The organism is Rhizobium sp. GR12 (assembly GCF_036596185.1).
Classification (GTDB): domain Bacteria; phylum Pseudomonadota; class Alphaproteobacteria; order Rhizobiales; family Rhizobiaceae; genus Agrobacterium; species Agrobacterium nepotum.
Window position 1 is genome coordinate 44,253 of record NZ_JASXTH010000019.1, and the last position, 18,195, is coordinate 62,447.

The 18,195-nt window shown below is 60.4% G+C and carries 13 protein-coding genes and 2 tRNA genes; 7 read left to right on the plus strand and 8 right to left on the minus strand.

Features of this window, described 5'->3' with window-relative positions; translation table 11 throughout:
• Positions 1 to 54: 54 nt before the first annotated feature.
• Positions 55 to 3,522 (plus strand): chromosome segregation SMC family protein, encoded by a 3,468-nt coding sequence (locus tag QSK43_RS24860; RefSeq protein WP_332305709.1) that lies wholly within the window; start codon positions 55 to 57, stop codon positions 3,520 to 3,522.
• A gap of 411 nt (positions 3,523 to 3,933) precedes the next feature.
• On the opposite strand, the gene QSK43_RS24865 is transcribed toward QSK43_RS24860, so the two are convergent.
• Positions 3,934 to 4,911, minus strand: a complete 978-nt coding sequence (locus QSK43_RS24865; RefSeq protein ID WP_332305710.1) for a VOC family protein — start codon at positions 4,909 to 4,911, stop codon at positions 3,934 to 3,936.
• 228 nt (positions 4,912 to 5,139) lie between these two features.
• Here QSK43_RS24865 and ppdK point away from each other — a divergent pair, with 228 nt between their 5' ends.
• The gene (gene ppdK, locus QSK43_RS24870) at positions 5,140 to 7,866 is read left to right on the plus strand and encodes a pyruvate, phosphate dikinase (protein ID WP_332305711.1); all 2,727 of its coding nucleotides are present in this window, start codon (positions 5,140 to 5,142) and stop codon (positions 7,864 to 7,866) included.
• Here the strand turns inward: ppdK and QSK43_RS24875 are convergent.
• The 3 genes from QSK43_RS24875 to QSK43_RS24885 all read right to left on the minus strand — a co-directional run bounded on the left by QSK43_RS24875 (position 7,844) and on the right by QSK43_RS24885 (position 10,432).
• Positions 7,844 to 8,116, minus strand: coding sequence for a hypothetical protein (locus tag QSK43_RS24875; protein ID WP_332305712.1), 273 nt, complete (start codon positions 8,114 to 8,116; stop codon positions 7,844 to 7,846). The two genes, ppdK and QSK43_RS24875, sit on opposite strands and share 23 nt — an antisense overlap.
• Positions 8,117 to 8,232: 116 nt before the next feature.
• Positions 8,233 to 8,817 carry a demethoxyubiquinone hydroxylase family protein gene (locus tag QSK43_RS24880; RefSeq protein WP_045021123.1) on the minus strand — a complete coding sequence of 195 codons (585 nt, stop codon included), beginning with the start codon at positions 8,815 to 8,817 and terminating at the stop codon, positions 8,233 to 8,235.
• A gap of 250 nt (positions 8,818 to 9,067) precedes the next feature.
• On the minus strand, positions 9,068 to 10,432 hold the full coding sequence (locus tag QSK43_RS24885; protein ID WP_332305713.1) for a dicarboxylate/amino acid:cation symporter: 1,365 nt from the start codon (positions 10,430 to 10,432) through the stop codon (positions 9,068 to 9,070).
• Between the two features lie 545 nt (positions 10,433 to 10,977).
• Between QSK43_RS24885 and QSK43_RS24890 the strand changes: the two genes are divergently transcribed.
• Complete coding sequence (locus tag QSK43_RS24890; protein ID WP_332305714.1) at positions 10,978 to 11,898, plus strand: DUF1499 domain-containing protein; 921 nt, start codon at positions 10,978 to 10,980, stop codon at positions 11,896 to 11,898.
• 230 nt (positions 11,899 to 12,128) lie between these two features.
• On the opposite strand, the gene QSK43_RS24895 is transcribed toward QSK43_RS24890, so the two are convergent.
• Positions 12,129 to 13,037 carry an MBL fold metallo-hydrolase gene (locus QSK43_RS24895; RefSeq protein WP_332305715.1) on the minus strand — a complete coding sequence of 303 codons (909 nt, stop codon included), beginning with the start codon at positions 13,035 to 13,037 and terminating at the stop codon, positions 12,129 to 12,131.
• Between the two features lie 202 nt (positions 13,038 to 13,239).
• Here QSK43_RS24895 and QSK43_RS24900 point away from each other — a divergent pair.
• Positions 13,240 to 13,314, plus strand: a tRNA-Gln gene (locus tag QSK43_RS24900).
• 138 nt (positions 13,315 to 13,452) lie between these two features.
• Entirely contained in the window at positions 13,453 to 14,667 is a 1,215-nt protein-coding gene (locus QSK43_RS24905; protein WP_332305716.1) for a hypothetical protein, read from the plus strand.
• 114 nt (positions 14,668 to 14,781) lie between these two features.
• Here QSK43_RS24905 and mqo read toward each other — a convergent pair whose 3' ends face one another.
• Both mqo and QSK43_RS24915 read right to left on the minus strand, forming a co-directional pair.
• A complete protein-coding gene (gene mqo, locus QSK43_RS24910) occupies positions 14,782 to 16,515 on the minus strand; it encodes a malate dehydrogenase (quinone) (RefSeq protein WP_332305717.1) in 1,734 nt (577 codons plus the stop codon).
• Positions 16,516 to 16,900: 385 nt separating this feature from the next.
• Complete coding sequence (locus tag QSK43_RS24915; RefSeq protein WP_332305718.1) at positions 16,901 to 17,320, minus strand: hypothetical protein; 420 nt, start codon at positions 17,318 to 17,320, stop codon at positions 16,901 to 16,903.
• A gap of 264 nt (positions 17,321 to 17,584) precedes the next feature.
• Between QSK43_RS24915 and QSK43_RS24920 the strand changes: the two genes are divergently transcribed.
• Positions 17,585 to 17,661, plus strand: a tRNA-Pro gene (locus tag QSK43_RS24920).
• A gap of 60 nt (positions 17,662 to 17,721) precedes the next feature.
• Positions 17,722 to 17,889 carry a hypothetical protein gene (locus QSK43_RS24925; protein ID WP_332305719.1) on the plus strand — a complete coding sequence of 56 codons (168 nt, stop codon included), beginning with the start codon at positions 17,722 to 17,724 and terminating at the stop codon, positions 17,887 to 17,889.
• 30 nt (positions 17,890 to 17,919) lie between these two features.
• Here QSK43_RS24925 and QSK43_RS24930 read toward each other — a convergent pair whose 3' ends face one another.
• Complete coding sequence (locus QSK43_RS24930; protein ID WP_332305720.1) at positions 17,920 to 18,141, minus strand: hypothetical protein; 222 nt, start codon at positions 18,139 to 18,141, stop codon at positions 17,920 to 17,922.
• Positions 18,142 to 18,195: the final 54 nt, after the last annotated feature.

Genomic DNA, 18,195 nt, shown 5'->3' on the forward strand with positions numbered 1-18,195 from the left:
ATACCTCCGTACGCCCGTTTTTTATTGTCGTCTTTCCGGCTGGAGCATGGCGGCATGAAGTTCAACAAGTTGCGCGTCGTCGGTTTCAAATCCTTCGTCGAACCCTCCGAATTCATCATCGAGCCGGGTCTGACCGGCGTCGTCGGTCCCAATGGTTGCGGCAAGTCCAATCTGGTGGAAGCGCTTCGCTGGGTGATGGGCGAAAACTCCTACAAGAACATGCGCGCATCCGGCATGGATGACGTCATCTTCTCCGGCTCCGGCAACCGTCCGGCCAGAAACACTGCCGAAGTCGGCCTTTATCTCGACAATTCCGATCGCACCGCGCCAGCCGCCTTCAACGATGCCGACGAAATTCAGGTGACGCGCCGTATCGAGCGCGAAAACGGCTCAGTTTATCGCATCAATGGCAAGGAAGCGCGCGCCAAGGATGTGCAGCTTCTGTTTGCGGATGCTTCCACCGGCGCGCGCTCACCCTCCATGGTCGGGCAGGGCCGTATCGGTGAACTCATCAATGCCAAGCCGCAGGCCCGCCGCCAGCTTCTGGAAGAGGCCGCCGGCATTTCCGGCCTGCATTCCCGCCGCCACGAGGCAGAGCTTCGCCTGCGGGCAGCCGAGACCAATCTGGAGCGGCTGGAGGACGTCACCGCTCAGCTGGAAAGCCAGATCGAAAGCCTGAAACGGCAGGCGCGGCAGGCCAGCCGCTTCAAGATGCTGTCGGCGGATATCCGCGCCCGCGAGGCGACCCTGCTGCACATTCGCTGGGTGGAGGCGAAAGAGGCGGAAGGCGAGGGAGAAACCGCGCTCAATCAGGCCACGAACATCGTCGCCGAAAAGGCGCAGGCGCAGATGGAAGCGGCAAAACAGCAGGGCATTGCCAGCCTGAAGCTACCGGAACTGCGCGAGGACGAGGCGCGTGTCGCCGCCGCCCTGCAACGCCTGCAAATCGCCCGCACCCAGCTGGATGACGAGGCGAACCGCCTGTTGCGCCGCCGCGATGAGCTGGCGCGCCGTCTTTCGCAGCTTGGCGAAGATATCGTCCGCGAGGAACGGCTTGTCTCTGATAATACCCAGATCCTCGCCCGGCTCGATGAGGAAGAGGCCGACCTTCTCGAAATCCTCTCCGATTCAGGCCGCCATGCCGAAGAGATGCGCGAAGTCTTCGAGGCTGCCGCCGCAAAGCTCACCGAAAGCGAAGCCGTTTTCACCGCCATCACCGCCGAGCGCGCCGAGGCCGCCGCCGGGCGCCAGCAGCTGGAACGGGCGATCCGCGAGCTTTCCGACCGCAAACTCCGGCTGGAACGCCAATCACAGGAAGCGTCCTCCGAGATCGATGCCGTCGATGAAAAACTCTCCGGCCTTCCCGATCCGTCGGAGCGCCGGGAGGTTGTCGAGGCAGCCGAGATCGCGGTCGAGGACGCGCTGATCGTGGCGGAAGAAGCCGAAGCTGCCGTTGCCGCGGCGCGCTCCGCCGAAGCGCTGGCGCGCGGGCCGCTGGAGAGCGCAAGAAACCGGTTGAACGCGCTGGATACGGAAGCGCGCACCATCACCAAAATCCTCGCTTCCAGTGCCGTCGCCAATGGCAGTTTCACGCCTGTTGCGGAAGAAATGACGGTCGAGCGTGGTTTCGAGGCGGCACTTGGTGCAGCCCTTGGCGACGATCTCGAAAGTGCCCTCGATCCCGCCGCCCCCGCTTTTTGGGCCGGTAATGGTGATGGTTCGGGCGATCCCGCCTTGCCGCAGGGCGTGAAACCGCTGCTGGATTACGCGCAGGCGCCGGATGCGCTGAGACGCGGTCTCGCCCAGATCGGCGTTGCGGCCGACACTGTGGAAGCCCTGCGCCTGATGCCATCGCTGAAGGCCGGCCAGCGGCTGGTGACGCGGGAGGGTGCGTTGTTCCGCTGGGATGGCCACATCGCCAGCGCCGATGCGCCGGGAGCCGCCGCCCTTCGTCTTGCGCAAAAGAACCGCCTTGCCGAAATCGAGACGGAGCTGGAAGAGGCCCGTTTTGTCCTTGAGGAGGCCGAAGAACAGCTCTCCGTCAGAACCGATGATATCAGAGGCGCCGAATTGCGGCTTTCGGAGGTGCGTGACAGAAGCCGGCTGGCGACGCGCCACCTTGCCGAAGCGCGCGAGGCTCTGACATCAGCCGAACGCGCCTCGGGCGATCTTCTGCGCCGCCGCGATATCGTCTCCGAAGCGCTGAACCAGATCGGCGCGCAGATCGACGAGATCGTCGGTCAGGAGGAAAACGCCCGCATCGAAATGGAAGATGCGCCCGATCTTTCCGCGCTCGATCTTCGCCTGCGTGAAAGCCAGCTCGAAGTCGCCACCGATCGTGGCCTCTTGGCGGAAGCACGCGCCCGCCACGAGGGGGTGAGCCGCGAAGCGGAAAGCCGCCAGCGCAGGCTGCAAGCGATTGCGCAGGAGCGCTCCACTTGGGCATCGCGGGCGGCCAGTGCCGCCGATCATATCGCTACCCTGCGCGAACGTGAGGAAGAGGCGCGTGAGGAAATCGCCGAGCTGGACATAGCGCCGGAGGAATTCGACGAGAAACGCCGTAACCTCCTCACCGAGCTTCAGAAAACCGAAGAATCCCGCCGTCAGGCCGCCGACCGGCTGGCAGAGGCGGAAAACCTGCAACGCACCGCCGACCGGGTTGCGGTGACCGCCCTTTCAGAATTGGCCGAAGCCCGCGAAAAGCGCGGACGCGCCGAGGAACGGCTGGTTTCCGCCCGCGAAAAGCGGCAGGAAACCGAACATCGCATCCGCGAAACGCTGAATACCGAGCCGCATATGGCGCTGCGCCTGACCGGCCTTGGCCCCGACCAGCCGAAACCCGATATTCGCGATGTCGAGCGCGATCTCGACCGGCTGAAGATCGAGCGCGAGAGGCTGGGCGCCGTTAATCTGCGCGCGGAAGAAGAACAGGCGGAGCTTTCCGCCAAGCTCGCGGCCCTCATCAAGGAGCGCGACGATATCATCGACGCCGTGCGCAAGCTGCGCGCCGGCATCCAGAGCCTCAACCGCGAGGGACGCGAACGGCTGATCGCCGCCTTCGATGTGGTCAATTCGCAGTTCCAGCGGCTTTTCACCCATCTGTTCGGCGGCGGTACGGCGGAATTGCAGCTGATCGAATCCGACGATCCGCTGGAAGCCGGGCTCGAAATTCTCGCCCGTCCGCCGGGCAAGAAGCCGCAGACCATGACGCTGCTTTCGGGCGGCGAGCAGGCGCTGACCGCCATGGCGCTGATCTTTGCCGTCTTCCTCACCAATCCCGCGCCGATCTGCGTGCTGGACGAGGTGGACGCGCCGCTGGACGACCACAATGTCGAGCGTTATTGCAACCTGATGGACGAGATGGTGACCTCCACCGAAACGCGTTTCGTCATCATCACCCACAATCCCATCACCATGGCGCGCATGAACCGCCTCTTCGGCGTCACCATGGCCGAACAGGGCGTGTCGCAACTGGTATCGGTGGATTTGCAGACCGCCGAGCAATTGCGCGAAGCCGTCTGAGTTTCGTTTTCCGATCGCCGCGAATTTATCTCCCCGCATCACCCATTCGGGTGGACGATCATGCGCAGGATTTTGCTATGTTTTTTCTGGAATGGATAAGGGTTCTCTCCAGACCCCACCATCCGGTTTCCTGTACCGGATGGAATGCCTTGCGAGGCTGCTGCCGCAGCCTCGCAAGGCTTTTTTATTGGTCTTGTGCCTCGCGTCCCTCATTCCTGTGCTTGTCACAGGAATCCAGCCGACACGCGTCTGCGTGGCGAGAAAGTCCTTTCAACCCAAAGACTTGGGTTGGCTAGATTCCTGTGACAAGCACAGGAATGAGGGAGTGCGGATGTGGCGCTTTGCTGCACTCAGATGAAGTGGTGCAAATATCGCCTCACGGCAGACACTCCGCCTCAAACCGTCGCCCACTCACTCCGGCACCAGCCGCAGCCTTGTCCCCCAAGGATCGATCGCTTCCACGACATTATTTTCCATTTCCACCAGCACATAACCGGCAGCCCGCAGCCTTGTCTTTTGCGCTTCGAGGTCGGCGGGGTTTCGGACGGTAAGCGAAAACCAGTCGAGACCGGTTTCGGTGACGTTGCGCTCCTTGGCCCCCCGGCTGTTCCATGTATTCACCGCCAGATGGTGGTGATATCCGCCGGAGGACAGGAAAGACGCATCCGTGCGGTCGTCCTGCGTCGGCTGCAAGCCGATAGCTTCCTCATAAAACGCACGGGCGGCGGCAATCTCGCCGACCCTCAGGTGAACATGTCCGATGCGCATCATCGGCGGGGCCGTTGTGTAGTCGCTTCTTTTGGTATCGGTCAGCGCCACGAGATTGTCGACGTCGAGCTGTTCGGTGCCCATTTTCACCACGCGGCCGTTCCAGACCCATGTGTCCCTTGGCCGGTCGCTGTAAACCTCGATGCCGTTGCCTTCGGGATCGTTGAGATAGATCGCTTCGCTGACATTGTGGTCGGCAAAGCCTGACAGCGGCACCTGCCTGAGCGCCGCATGCACCAGCCATCGCGCCAGATCCTTGCGGGTGGGCATCAGATAGGCAATGTGGAACAGGCCGGCGGAGGTGGGGCTTTCGTAATCCGCCGCCGGCTTGTGGTCGAGATCGAGCAGCGGCACGGTGCCGACGCCAAGCGTCACGCCGCGCGATGTGCGCTCCACCTCGTTCAGCCCGAGCACGGAACGGTAATAGTCGATCATCGGATCGAGATCGCGCACCCGAAGCGCCGCCTGACCAATATGCATCGGCGTCGTCAGCGCAAAGGGAAGGGCGGCGCCGGCATTTGCGACGGCTGTGGCGCCCTCGGCTTTCAGCGCACCGGCAAGAGCGGTGGCGGCGCAAGAAATTCCGGCAAATTTCAACGTGTGGCGGCGAGTAAATTGCATGAATAATCTCTTTTTGGGCGATGTGAATGGCTTAGGGAACACTCCGTTTCTCCGCACTACACGAATGCGTCAGCAACGCTGTTATTTTGCTTTTGCGGCAATTCTGGCGCGCAATTCGCCGCAATTATGCTGCACTGCGATGTAAACTGCACGTTGCAGCGTTCCCAACATGCTGGCAATGCTGTAGATGATAGAAAAATGACAACGCTTCTGGGTGGAGAGCGTGCAATGAAAAAGTGGGTTTATACCTTCGGCAACGGTGCTGCCGAAGGCCGGGCAGGTGACGTTGCGATATTGGGAGGCAAGGGCGCGAACCTTGCCGAAATGGCAAGTCTCGGCCTTCCGGTGCCCCCCGGCCTCACCATCATTGCCGATGCCTGCGCCCTTTATCACAAGAACGGTCATGATCTTCCCGAGGAGCTGAAGCTTCAGGTCATGGCTGGCCTCTGCGGCATGGAGACCGTGACCGGCAAGACATTTGGCGGCAGCCAGACGCCGCTGCTGCTGTCGGTCCGATCAGGCGCGCGCGCCTCCATGCCGGGCATGATGGACACGGTTCTCAATCTCGGCCTCAACGACCGCACGGTCGAGGCGCTGGGTCACGATGCGGGCGACGCCCGTTTCGCCTGGGACAGCTATCGCCGCTTCATCCAGATGTATGCCGATGTCGTCATGGGTCTCGACCACGAGCTGTTCGAGGAAATTCTCGAAGATGAAAAAGGCCGTCTCGGCCATGAATACGATACCGATATGTCGGCGGTCGAATGGCAGCACGTCGTCTCGCTTTACAAAAAGCTGATTGAGGACGAGCTGGGCGAAGCCTTCCCGCAGGATTGCCACGTCCAGCTCTGGGGCGCGATCGGCGCGGTTTTCGCCAGCTGGACGAACCATCGCGCCGTGACCTACCGGCATCTGCATAATATTCCAGGAGACTGGGGTACGGCGGTCAACGTTCAGGCCATGGTCTTCGGCAATCTCGGTTCGTCATCGGCAACCGGCGTCGCCTTCACCCGCAATCCCTCCACCGGCGAGCCGGAGCTTTACGGCGAGTTCCTCGTCAATGCTCAAGGGGAAGACGTGGTGGCGGGCATCCGCACGCCGCAATCGATAACCGAGGCGGCGCGTCTGATCTCCGGTTCCGACAAGCCCTCCATGGAAAAGCTGATGCCGGAGGCTTTTGCCGAGTTCCTGGCGATCTGCAAGCGGCTGGAAAACCACTATCGCGAGATGCAGGATCTGGAATTCACCATAGAGCGTGGCAAGCTCTGGATGCTCCAGACCCGCTCCGGCAAGCGCACCACGCGCGCCGCCATGAAGATCGCCGTGGATATGGTCGAGGCCGGACTGATTTCGCAGGAGGAGGCCGTCTGCCGCATAGAGCCGTCGTCGCTCGATCAGCTGCTGCACCCGACCATCGATCCCGGCGTTTCCCGGCCCATCATCGGCTCCGGCCTGCCCGCCTCTCCGGGGGCGGCAACCGGCGAGATCGTCTTTACCTCGGAGGAGGCGGTCGCTGCCGAAGCGGAAGGCCGCCGCGTCATTCTGGTCCGCATCGAAACCAGCCCGGAAGATATTCACGGCATGCATGCCGCCGAAGGCATTCTGACCACGCGCGGCGGCATGACCAGCCACGCCGCCGTTGTGGCGCGCGGCATGGGCATCCCTTGCGTCACTGGCGCGGGTTCCATGCGCGTCGACATGCGCAACAAGGTCCTGATCGGCGTCGGCTGCATGCTGAAGCGCGGCGACGTCATCACGATCGACGGTTCTTCCGGCCGGGTGCTGAAGGGTGAGGTGCCGATGACGCAGCCGGAACTGTCAGGCGATTTCGGCAAGCTGATGCAATGGGCCGATGGTCTGCGCCGCATGACGGTACGCACCAATGCCGATACGCCTGCCGATGCGCGCGCCGCCCGCGCCTTCGGTGCCGAGGGTATCGGCCTGTGCAGAACCGAGCATATGTTCTTCGAGGGCGACCGCATTCATGTGATGCGCGAGATGATTCTCGCCGAAAGCGAAAAGGGCAGGCGGGCCGCACTCGACCAGCTTTTGCCGATGCAGCGCTCGGATTTCACCGAACTGTTCCAGATCATGCACGGCCTGCCGGTGACGATCCGCCTGCTCGATCCGCCGCTGCACGAATTCCTGCCGAAGACCGATGGCGAAATCGTCGAGGTGGCCGCCGCCATGGGCATGCCGCAGACGGTGTTTCGCCAGCGGCTGGATGCGCTGCACGAATTCAACCCCATGCTCGGCCATCGCGGTTGCCGGCTGGCCATTTCCTATCCTGAAATCGCCGAAATGCAGGCCCGCGCCATTTTTGAGGCCGCCGTTGCGGCAGCGCGCATGACAGGTGCGCCGGTCGTGCCTGAGATCATGGTGCCGCTGGTCGGCCTCCGGTCCGAACTCGACTACGTCAAGGCCGTCATCGACACGGTGGCTGCCGAGGTGGCGGAAGAGACCGGCATGACGCTCGAATATCTGACCGGCACCATGATCGAGCTGCCGCGTGCGGCGCTGCGCGCCCATGTCATTGCGGAAGCGGCGGAGTTCTTCTCCTTCGGCACCAACGACCTGACGCAGACGACCTTCGGCATTTCCCGCGATGACGCGGCGCGTTTCATCAATACCTATCAGCGCAAGGGCATCATCGAACGCGACCCGTTCATTTCACTGGATTTCGATGGCGTGGGAGAACTGATCCGCATTGCCGCCGAGCGCGGCCGCCAGACGCGGCCGGAACTGAAGCTGGGCATTTGCGGCGAACATGGCGGTGACCCGGCCTCGATCCATTTCTGCGAGGATGCGGATCTCGACTACGTGTCGTGTTCGCCCTTCCGCGTGCCAATCGCCCGCCTTGCCGCCGCTCAGGCGACGCTTGCCGCAAAGGCCAGACAGGGCGAGCCGGCGAGCAATGTTGCCTTCATTCCGGTCAGGGGTTTGGTTGGACGATGATCCGCCGCTCCACCACCACCGGCCGGTAGAACATGTCGCGGTTCATCTGCGCCTGCCAGGCGCGGTTGTCGGCGCGGCGGTCGAGATCGAGGTCCAGCAGGCATCCGGCCATCGGGTCCGTGCCGGTGCGGAAACCATACCCCCGGCACGTCGCCTCGTCCCGCGCCCGGCGCTCTTCCGGCGTCAACGTCTGGCAGGCAGTGAGCGCCATGAGGGCGGCAAGCGAACCGAGGACGATGGAAACGCGCATTTTGTTTCTCCCTTGAACATGACAGTCGTACGGCACTTTTATCGCCGCGATTGATACGCCTGTTTCATGATCGGGAAAAGCCGCGTCTGGGCGGAAAGTTGCATCGGGGCGAGCTGTCAGACTTGTTTGGGGCGCTCCATTTCGGCGCGCATCCAGCTTGAGTCTCCCCAGGTCGAGAGCCAGATCATCAGGTCGGTGAGAAAGCCGATAATCGGCAACAGCAACCTGTGACCCATGCCGCGCGTCGTCTGGTTTTCCTCAGCCTCTCGCAGATGAGCCAGTTCCTGTTCCTGGATAGAGGCAATCAGCTGATGAAGCTCAGTATCTCTCGTTTGCAAGAAGGCCAATTGGTCTTCCAGATGGCGGTGAACAGTACTTTCCACGGCCTCGGTGCAAATCCAGACCATGTTGCGTCCGCCCAATGCGGTCAAAAAGCCGAGCAGATAACCTCCAAGGCTCCAGAACGCCATTACGCGACAGGGCCTCGCTTTTCTGGATGGCATGGCTTCACGGAACTGGCGGCAATGATCGATTTCGTCTTCCCGCATTTCATGAAGAGCGGGCACGATGTCCGGAAACAATCGACGGGCCATCCAGATCTGTGCTCCGTAGATGCGAATAGCGCCAAACTCGCCTGCATGATTGACTTTAAGAATGCGGCGAACGGTAAGAGCCGGATCGTGTTTGCCACTATCGGACATATGAAACGTTTACCTGAGTGTTTTCCCGTTCGGGCCTGCCGGTTGGATTGGCTTCCAGTGTCTCTGACAAAACTAAATGAATTGCACAACGGTCTTCCAATAATGACGCCAGACGCGATTGCAGCCGCTCAGCTCTTTATTGCTGGCGGCTGCTCTCATGGTGACATCGCTAAGATGATTGAAATCGTCGCTGGCATTGATCGTGGCAGCAAGAAAGTGGTGCACAGGTAGCAGCCGCCACTTGCTTCACTCAGGCCGCCACCGCCTCCCGGTCATCGAGCGCGTCGATGTCCTTGGCGTTATTATAAACGGCCTCATCCAGAATGCCTTCGCGCTTGGCGACGATGGTGGGCACCAGTGCCTGACCGGCGACGTTGACCGCCGTGCGACCCATGTCGAGGATCGGGTCGATGGCGAGCAGCAGACCCACACCTTCGAGCGGCAGGCCGAGCGTGGAGAGCGTCAGCGTCAGCATCACCACGGCACCCGTGAGACCCGCCGTTGCGGCCGAGCCGAGCACCGAGACGAAGACGATCAGCACATATTCTTGGATGCCGAGCGGCACCTGGAAGAACTGCGCGATGAAGATCGCCGAGATCGCCGGATAGATGGCGGCGCAGCCGTCCATTTTGGTGGTGGCGCCGAGCGGCACGGCGAAGGCGGCATATTCGCGCGGCACGCCGAGGCTCTTTTCCGTCACGGTCTCGGTGACGGGAAGGGTGCCGATGGAGGAGCGCGACACGAAGGCGAGCTGGATGGCCGGCCATGCGCCTGCAAAGAAGCGTGACGGCTTCAGGCCATGAGCGAGAAGCAGGGCCGGATAGACCACGAAGAGCACCAGCGCCAGACCGATATAAACGGCCGCCGCATACCAGCCGAGCTGCGAAAGCGTCGTCCAGCCATATTGATCGACCGCGCGGCCGAGCAGGCCGATGGTGCCGATGGGGGTGAGGCGGATGACCCACCACAGGATTTTGCGCACGATGGAAAGCAGTGACTGATTGAAAGCGAGGAACGGCTCTGCCGCCTTGCCCGCTTTAAGTGCTGCGACACCAAAGGCAATCGACACCACGAGCAGCTGCAACACGTTGAAGTTCAGCGAGGTGCTGGCGGAACCGTTGGTGACTTTGGTCGAGGCTTCGAGGCCGAAGACGTTGGCCGGGACGAGACCCTTGAGGAAGTCCAGCCACGAACCCGTGGAGGACGGTGCCGCCGCTGCCGTATTGGCAATCGCCGTGTTGACGCCCGGCTGAATGACGAGGCCGAGCACGATGCCGATGACGACGGCTATGAGTGCGGTGATGGCGAACCATAGAAGCGTCTGCCAGACCAGCTTTGCCGCATTGTTGAGGTTCTTGAGATTGGCGATGGAGGCGACGATAGCGGTGAAAATCAGCGGCGGCACCAGCGCGCGCAACAGCTGCACGAAAATGCTGCCGATTGTCTGCAGCGTTACGGAAAGCCAGTTCTGGCCGCCAGTGGCGTCCGCGCCGATATTGCGCGCAATGAGCCCGAGCAGCAGGCCGATGACCATGGCGAACAGAACCTGAAAGCCAAAATTGCGATAAAAGGGTTTGGGCCCGGATGAGCGGGCGGGCGTCGTTGCCTGTGACATGACTTGTCTCTTTTTTATGCAAGAAAACGAGGATGATGCACTTTTTACACGCATTCTCGAAGGAAGGATCGAGAATATGCGAAATCCATTGTGAATTAAGGGATGGACTTGCGTATTTGTTGCACTATCGGTGCATTATTCTCTTAAGCGGAGGGAATGCGGAAAAATATTCCGCCCAATCGTAGCCTTGACCTCTCACGCGCTCGAAACGATGCCGAGGCTCGGAGCTTATAGTTTGGCGGTGCCGTAACATCATACTCCGTCACCCCGGACTAGATCCGGGGTCCATTGCGATCAAGTCCTTGATTGCGAGAGGCTTCTTTCACAGCGCAGACGTGCCGTGGCTGGATGCCGGATCATCCTCGGGCCTGACCCGAGGATGGGCATGACTGAGGAAAGGTTTGCGCACTTTAGCATCGCATCAGACCCGTCCTTTGTTTTCCTCACCGCAAATCCGGTCTATGACATCATATGCAGGTGATTCCCTTGCCAGATTTCGGGTGCAACGCTTTTACGCCAATGCGATCTTACGGATATCCGCTTCCATGACTGTGCGTTTCGTCCGGCCTTTTTCGGTTGCAGCCTATCTTTCCCGCTATCTTGGTCTGGCGGCGCTGGTGCTTTTCCTCATCGCCGCCTGCATCCACCGCTTCGGGCCGCTGACGACGCCCGATCTCGCCGGGCTGCTCATCATTGCCGCCTGCGTTGCGCTGGTGGCCGTGCTTCTGGCGGTGATCGGTCTGGAACGGCTGTGGACGAAAGGCGCGCGTGGCGGCCTTTCGGCGCTGGCAGCCCTGCTTTTGTCGGCGCTGCCGCTCGGCGTTGTCGGCTACGGCGCATATCTCTATTGGCAGCAGCCGAAGATTTACGACATCTCCACCGACTTGACCGATGTGCCGCAATGGCTGGCGCCGCCGGTTGCAAACCAGCAATGGCTGACAAGACCCACAACCGTTGCCAAAGAGGACCGTGACGCACAGGCCGTGGCCTACGCAAGCCTTGCCGGACGCCGTTACGAAGGCGCGATCGACCGCATCTACACCGCCGCCAAAAAAACGGCCGCCGCCCAGAATATCCGCATCACCCACACCAAAGGCGTCATCGGCGCGGTGGAGCCGCCCTCGCTCGGCGTTCCCGAACAGGACAAGACCTCGCCCGCCGAGGAAGCGCCGGTCGAAGACCTGCCCTCCATCGTGCCGGTTCCCATGGCCCGGCCGCTTGAAGCGCCGCAGCCCACCTTCTTTAACGGCAGCGGTGTGGTGCTGATGCAGGGCGAGACGCGCACGCGCATCTGGGGATTGCGGTTCGACATCCTCATCCGCCTGAAGGAAGAAGCGGAAACCACCATCGTCGACATGCGCGTCGCCTCACGCTACGGTCCGCACGATCTCGGCATGGGTGCGGCGATCGCCGAAGCCTATCTCGATGCGCTGGATGCGGAAATGCAGGGGCTGAACGACAATTAGGCTATTTGTGGTGCTGTGACGCTGCCGCTTGTTTCTTCTCCCCGCCGGGGAGAAGGTGGCCCGAAGGGCCGGATGAAGGGGAACCCTCTCCGCATATCGCTACCCTAGCCCCCTCAACCCGCTGCCGCGACCTTCTCCCCGGCGGGGAGAAGAAACAAGCAGCACTCGCTCGCCCCTCAACGGGTAGGGCCACAACAAACTGTGAAATATTATCCGTCAGGAATACCGGCTCACGCCGGAAAATATTCGCCAAGCAGCGAAGGCGCACCGTCCGTCCGCACCTCGCCCTTTTCGATCAGGTCCTCGATATGGGCGAGCACGGAAAGAGCCGCCGCCCCGTGCAGGCGCTTGTCGGTGCTGGCATAGATCACCTTCACCATGTCGGCGATCTGCCGGTCGCCATCCCGGATACGTTTCAGAACCGCCCTTTCCCGCATGCGGCGGTGGGCGCGCAGCCCGCGCATGAAGGCGGCGGGATCGTTGACCGGGCCGCCATGACCCGGCAGGAACAGCCGGTCGTCGCGCACAAGCAGCCGCTCCAGCGAGGCCATGTAATCGCTCATCGAACCATCCGGTGGTGCAACGATGGTGGTGGCCCAGGCCATGACGTGATCGGCGGAAAAGACGATGCCGCTGCCATCAAGCGCGAAGGCGGCGTGGTTGGCGGTGTGTCCCGGCGTATGCAGCGCCGTGAGTTGCCAGCCGTCGCCGGAGAGGCTCTGCCCGTCGCCGAGTGCCACATCCGGGACGAAAGCCGTGTCGGAGCTTTCCGCAAAGGGATTGGTCTCGCCCACATGCAGCGGCCGGGCGGCGCGGTGCGGGCCTTCCGCAACCGTGATCGCGCCGGTCGCCTCTTTCAGCCGCCGGGCGAGCGGCGAGTGATCGCGATGGGTGTGGCTGACGAAGATATGGCTGACCTCGCGGCCATCAAGCGCCGCCATCAACGCCTGAAAATGTGCCTCGTCCTCCGGGCCGGGATCGATGACGGCAACGGAACGGTCTCCGACGATATAGCTGTTGGTGCCGTGGAAGGTGAAAGCGGAGGGATTGTTGACGGTAATGCGCTGAATAAGCGGGGCAACAGGCACCGCCTCGCCATAGGCCGGCCTGAAATCGAGATCGAATGCCGGGTCCGCCATCGAGACCTCCTGAGATAATGCCATGCTATCCGCCGCACGGCCCCAGCCGCGCAATCGCCAAGCCCTAACATGCCATGTCAGGCACGGCATCCAAAAAGCTTGGATTTTGTGAAAAAATAAGCAGTCAGGTCATTGCCGCCTAGGGCAGGCTTTGCTAATCAGGCCCGGTTCAGGCAGCGGCGTTTCGCCCAAGCTGCCCTGTTGGGGCGTCGCCAAGCGGTAAGGCACCGGTTTTTGGTACCGGCATTCCCAGGTTCGAATCCTGGCGCCCCAGCCATTTTCTATTTTTTATCAATTAAATCAGCAGATTAGTCCGAATTGGGAGGCGCTGGGTGTTGCAGCTTTGTGGTTGATACATACGTGACATTGCGACTCGCCGAGCTATCGAAGATAGTTGCAGCGAACGGGGGGCGCAATGACGGCATACAGCGAAGACTTCACTGAGATAGCTCACTGCGGCGGGCAGGCCACCTTTGCCGTGAGATGTGATGAAAGCGGCGCTCTTAGTATCGCTGCCGGGTTTCGCGGGTCGAGCCCCGGTCCGATGGTCATGGTCGCTATCTATGCTGCCGTTCCTCAAGGGTTTCCAGTTTCAGACGTAAGGATGGGTGGTATAGGGCAAGCCTTCGAGCCTCCTTGTCCGACTGATTGCATGGCCGTCTTTCTAGGGTCCGACTCTCACGGTAAATGGGGCCATAGATGCCCACGGTGCAGCGGCTACTATCGCAACGGTACGCATCCCGCGATTTACCCCCTCACATGCCCTTATTGCGGGTTGCGGACAAAAGCATTCCATTTTCTAACGGATGCGCATGTCCGATATATCAAACACTACATCGCGACCTACTATGAAGCCATTGAGGCGGACCTAGAACCCGGCAACGAGACCGAGTTCGTGATTGATATGGACGCAATAGCTAGATCCGAAGATACCGGTAATCGCCCAGACTTCTACTACGTGTCAGAAACACAACAAACACGTTTTGAGTGTTTGAAGTGCGACGAGTTCAACGACATTCGAGGACTGTACGGCTATTGCGCCTCGTGCGGCTACCGGAACAACATGGCAAGCCTAAACGATAGCTTTCAAAAGCTGCGAAGCGGTCTCGTGGAAAAATCTATCGTATCGGATGCGGTTATCAGCAGGGCCGTATCAGCGTTCGACGCTTCGTGTAGAGACATGATCAACCAGCTTAAAAAGCGTATCCCTATGAAACCGGCTAGAATGAAACGGCTGGAACGTCTCGTTTTTCACGACATAGAAAGTCCTACCTTCAACGAGGTCAAGTCAGCGTTTGAGGTTGACCTACTGAGAGGTATCGATGGCCCGACAACCGAGTTCTTGAAGATGATGCTGGAACGGCGTCACGTCTACGAACATAATGGTGGGGTGGCGGATGAACGTTATGTTGAGAGAAGCGGCGACAACTTGTGGCGAGTTGGTGACCTGATCCGGGAGACAGACCAGAACGCTCACAAATTGCTGAGCACTCTGCCAATCTTAGCTCAAAACCTTCACGACGACTTCCATGAGATATTTCCGCTAACAGAATGGCCCGTTCAATATTTTGAAGAGCGGACCGGCAAACGGAAGCAGTTGACTTGGTTCGGTAAAGAACAGCCGGCATAGCGATGGTGAATTTAGCTCCTTACTTTCGCGCTCTGTGAACAAAGGCTCATCAGCAACAAAAACGCCGCGCGTCTAGAGACACGCGGCGTCAAATCTAAAAATCGCGATTATGCCTTACAGCGCGATATCCGGAACCTTCTTCACCGGCGCGCCGGCAGGTGCCGGTGCGGCCCCCTTCAGCGCATCAAGATCGATCTGCGGCGGGGTCGGCAGTTGCAGGTGTTCGGACGTATAGGCCCATTCCTGCTGTACCTTTTCCGGGTCGTCATTGAGCTTGGTGCCGTAGCTCGGCACGATCTGGCGAATCTTGGCCTGCCATTCCGGTGTTGCCACCTTGTCCTTGAACACCTTTTCCAGAACGCTGAGCATGATCGGTGCGGCGGTGGAGGCGCCCGGCGAAGCGCCTAGCAGGCCGGCGATGCTGCCATCCTGCGCGGCGACGATTTCCGTGCCGAGCCTGAGGACGCCGCCCTTTTCCTCGTCGCGCTTGATGATCTGCACGCGCTGGCCCGCCTGCCACAGACGCCATTCGCCCTGCTTGGCGTTGGGGAAATATTCCTTCAGCGCGGCAAAACGGTCGTCGTCCGACATCATCAGCTGGCCGGCGAGATATTCCACCAGCGGATATTCGTCGATACCGACACGCACCATCGGCCAGGCATTGCTTGTCGTGACGGAGGAGACGAGATCGAAATAGGAGCCTTCCTTCAGGAACTTGGTGGAGAAGGTGGCGAAAGGTCCGAACAGGATGACGCGCTTGCCGCCAAGCACGCGGGTATCCAGATGCGGAACCGACATGGGCGGCGAGCCGACCGAGGCCTTGCCGTAGGCCTTGGCCAGATGCTGCATCGTCACATCGGGGTTTTCGTTGATCAGGAACGAACCGCCAACCGGGAAGCCGGCGTAGTTGTCGCCTTCCGGGATGCCGGACATCTGCAACAGGTGCAGCGCGCCGCCGCCGGCGCCGATGAACACGAATTTCGCATCCACGGTGTGTTCGGTTTCGGTCTTGAGGTTGCTATAGGTCACGCGCCAGCTGCCATCGGCATTGCGCTGAATATCGGAAACCTCGCTGTTGACCTGCAGGTCGAAGTTCTGGTCGCTCTGCAGATGCGACACGAATTGGCGGGTGATTTCGCCGAATTCCATGTCGGTGCCGAGCGGAGACCAGGTCGCGCCGATCTTCTGGGAAGGGTCGCGGCCTTCCATCATCAGCGGCACCCATTTCTTGATCTGTTCGGGGTCGCTGGAATATTCCATGCCGGCGAAAAGCGGGCTGGCTTTGAGCGCCTGATAACGCTTTTCCAGAAAAGCGACGTTTTCATCGCCCCAGACGAAGCTCATATGCGGCGTGTGGTTGATGAAGGAGCGCGGGTTCTTCAAAACGCCGTTGCGCACCTGCCATGCCCAGAACTGCCGGGAAATCTGGAAGGATTCGTTGATGTTGACGGCTTGGGCGATCTTGACGTTGCCGTTGTCGTCTTCCGGCGTGTAATTCAGCTCGGCAAGCGCGGAATGGCCGGTGCCGGCATTGTTCCAGCCGTTGGAGCTTTCAAGCGCCACGCCGTCCAGCCGCTCGAGCATCTGCATCGACCAGGTCGGCTCAAGTTCGCGCAGCCACACACCGAGCGTCGCGCTCATGATGCCGCCGCCGATCAACAGCACGTCGACCTTTTTGGTCGCGGTGTCGGCGTGAAGCGGGGAGGTGGGCAGCGCTGCCGCCGCAAGCCCTGCAAGTGCTGTGCCGAGAACCTGTCGACGGTTCATGGGAAGCGCATGGGAGGAAAATGCGTCTGAAGGAAGATCAGTGAGCTGGGATTTGTCTTGATCGATGGGGGTCACGGCCATACCTGACTCTTGTTTTGTGTTAAAAACACTCCTCCCGGCCGCCCCGTTACAGCAAAGCACAAACCGGCACAACCCTGATACAATCACCCCAGTTCAAGCGCTTTTGCAAGGATTTTGCCGAGACATAAGGCCGCAACGGCGATTATGGCGGCTTTGCCGATTGTCATTTTTATGGTCGTGAAGATTAGAAGGCGCTTTCAAACGGTTGAAAGGCTTCTCCGCACCCAATATCGCGGCAAGGCTCGCAATCTGCCGTTTGCGAGGCGGAATGGGCCGGGGACCCCTGTTCCTGACGAAAAATTTTCAGAAAATGACAATGATCCCGGAAAAGTGAAAAGGCCCGCCGGTTGGGGCGGGCCTTGTTGTTCGTTTTCCGGCCGGACACTCAGTTTGCGGCGAGGAATTCCGCGCAATAGCTTGGACCGTTGACGCCGGGGCGGTCGGAGACCGTACGCACGGCGGTGATCCTGTAATCGCTGGCAACGACAAGCTGAACCGTGCAGGAGAGCGAGGCGGTGCGGGCTGGCGAGATCTGGCGACCCTTCTTGCCGTCCTTGCCTTCCTCGAACCTGGCGGGAACCGTGGCCTTCTTGTAGCCGCCGCGCCAATTATAGATGGTCGAGCTGCCGGTTTCCGTGTCGCTCAGCGGCGGGCCGAATTTTGCAAAGAAAATACCCGCGGACTGACCGACCCACCGCGTTTCAACGGGGCTCTTCTGGGTGAAGGAAGGGGCGGAGCCCGTCGATGTCGTGCAGGCGGAGAGCGCAATGGCGAGCCCTGCGAGCGTTACGCTGCGAAATAGCATGGTGAAATGTCCTTTGTGCCGAGTCCGGCTTCTCGCCGGTCATTCCGTTCCCCTAGCAGATTTGACGGCGACGGGCAGGGGAGGTGTGCCGCTTCACGAAAATTTCCTGCCACAATTGCTTTTTTGTAACGTTTTCCGGCATCCCGCCCTATGCCGCAAGCGCCTGACGCTCGCCTTACGCCGCGCCGCGAAAACTTGTCATAAAAAATGCAATATGCCGCTTGTCGAACGCCGGAGGCTGGTCTATAGAAGCGCCGCTGGTCACGGAGTGTAGCGCAGTCTGGTAGCGCACGTCGTTCGGGACGACGGGGTCGGAGGTTCGAATCCTCTCACTCCGACCAGCTTAAGCCCGATCTTTCCCGAGGCTTGCAACTGATCCCGATACTTCCTGAAAATCCTGAATGAAATATCGTACCGAAACCGGACCGTTTGAAACCGGACGGGTCAGAATGCACTCGCCGCCTGCGCCTGAAAATTGGGGCTTTGGCGACCACACGGACAGTCAATTGCTCATTCTCGCCAGCGCGAGAATGAGAAAAATGCAAACAACGGCCGTCGGCCAGAAGTAATAGCCTTAATGTAAGTCCAGTCGATCATCGTTAGCGGTAGCGGTGATCACCACGCCAGTCCCGACGATCACGCCAATCCCTTCGGTCGCGCCAGTCGCGACGGTCATAGTCACGGTACTGGCGATCGCGGTCATAGGTGCGGTAATACACGCCTGTCGTATAGTATCCGCCGCTACGGTATCCTCGATCGTCGACACAGCCGCTTAGGATGCCGACCGAAACCAGGCAGATCGCTGCAGTCAAAATTTTCATAATCTTCATCTCCCAATGACGGACACTAACGTACGCTGAACTACGCAGTTCCAT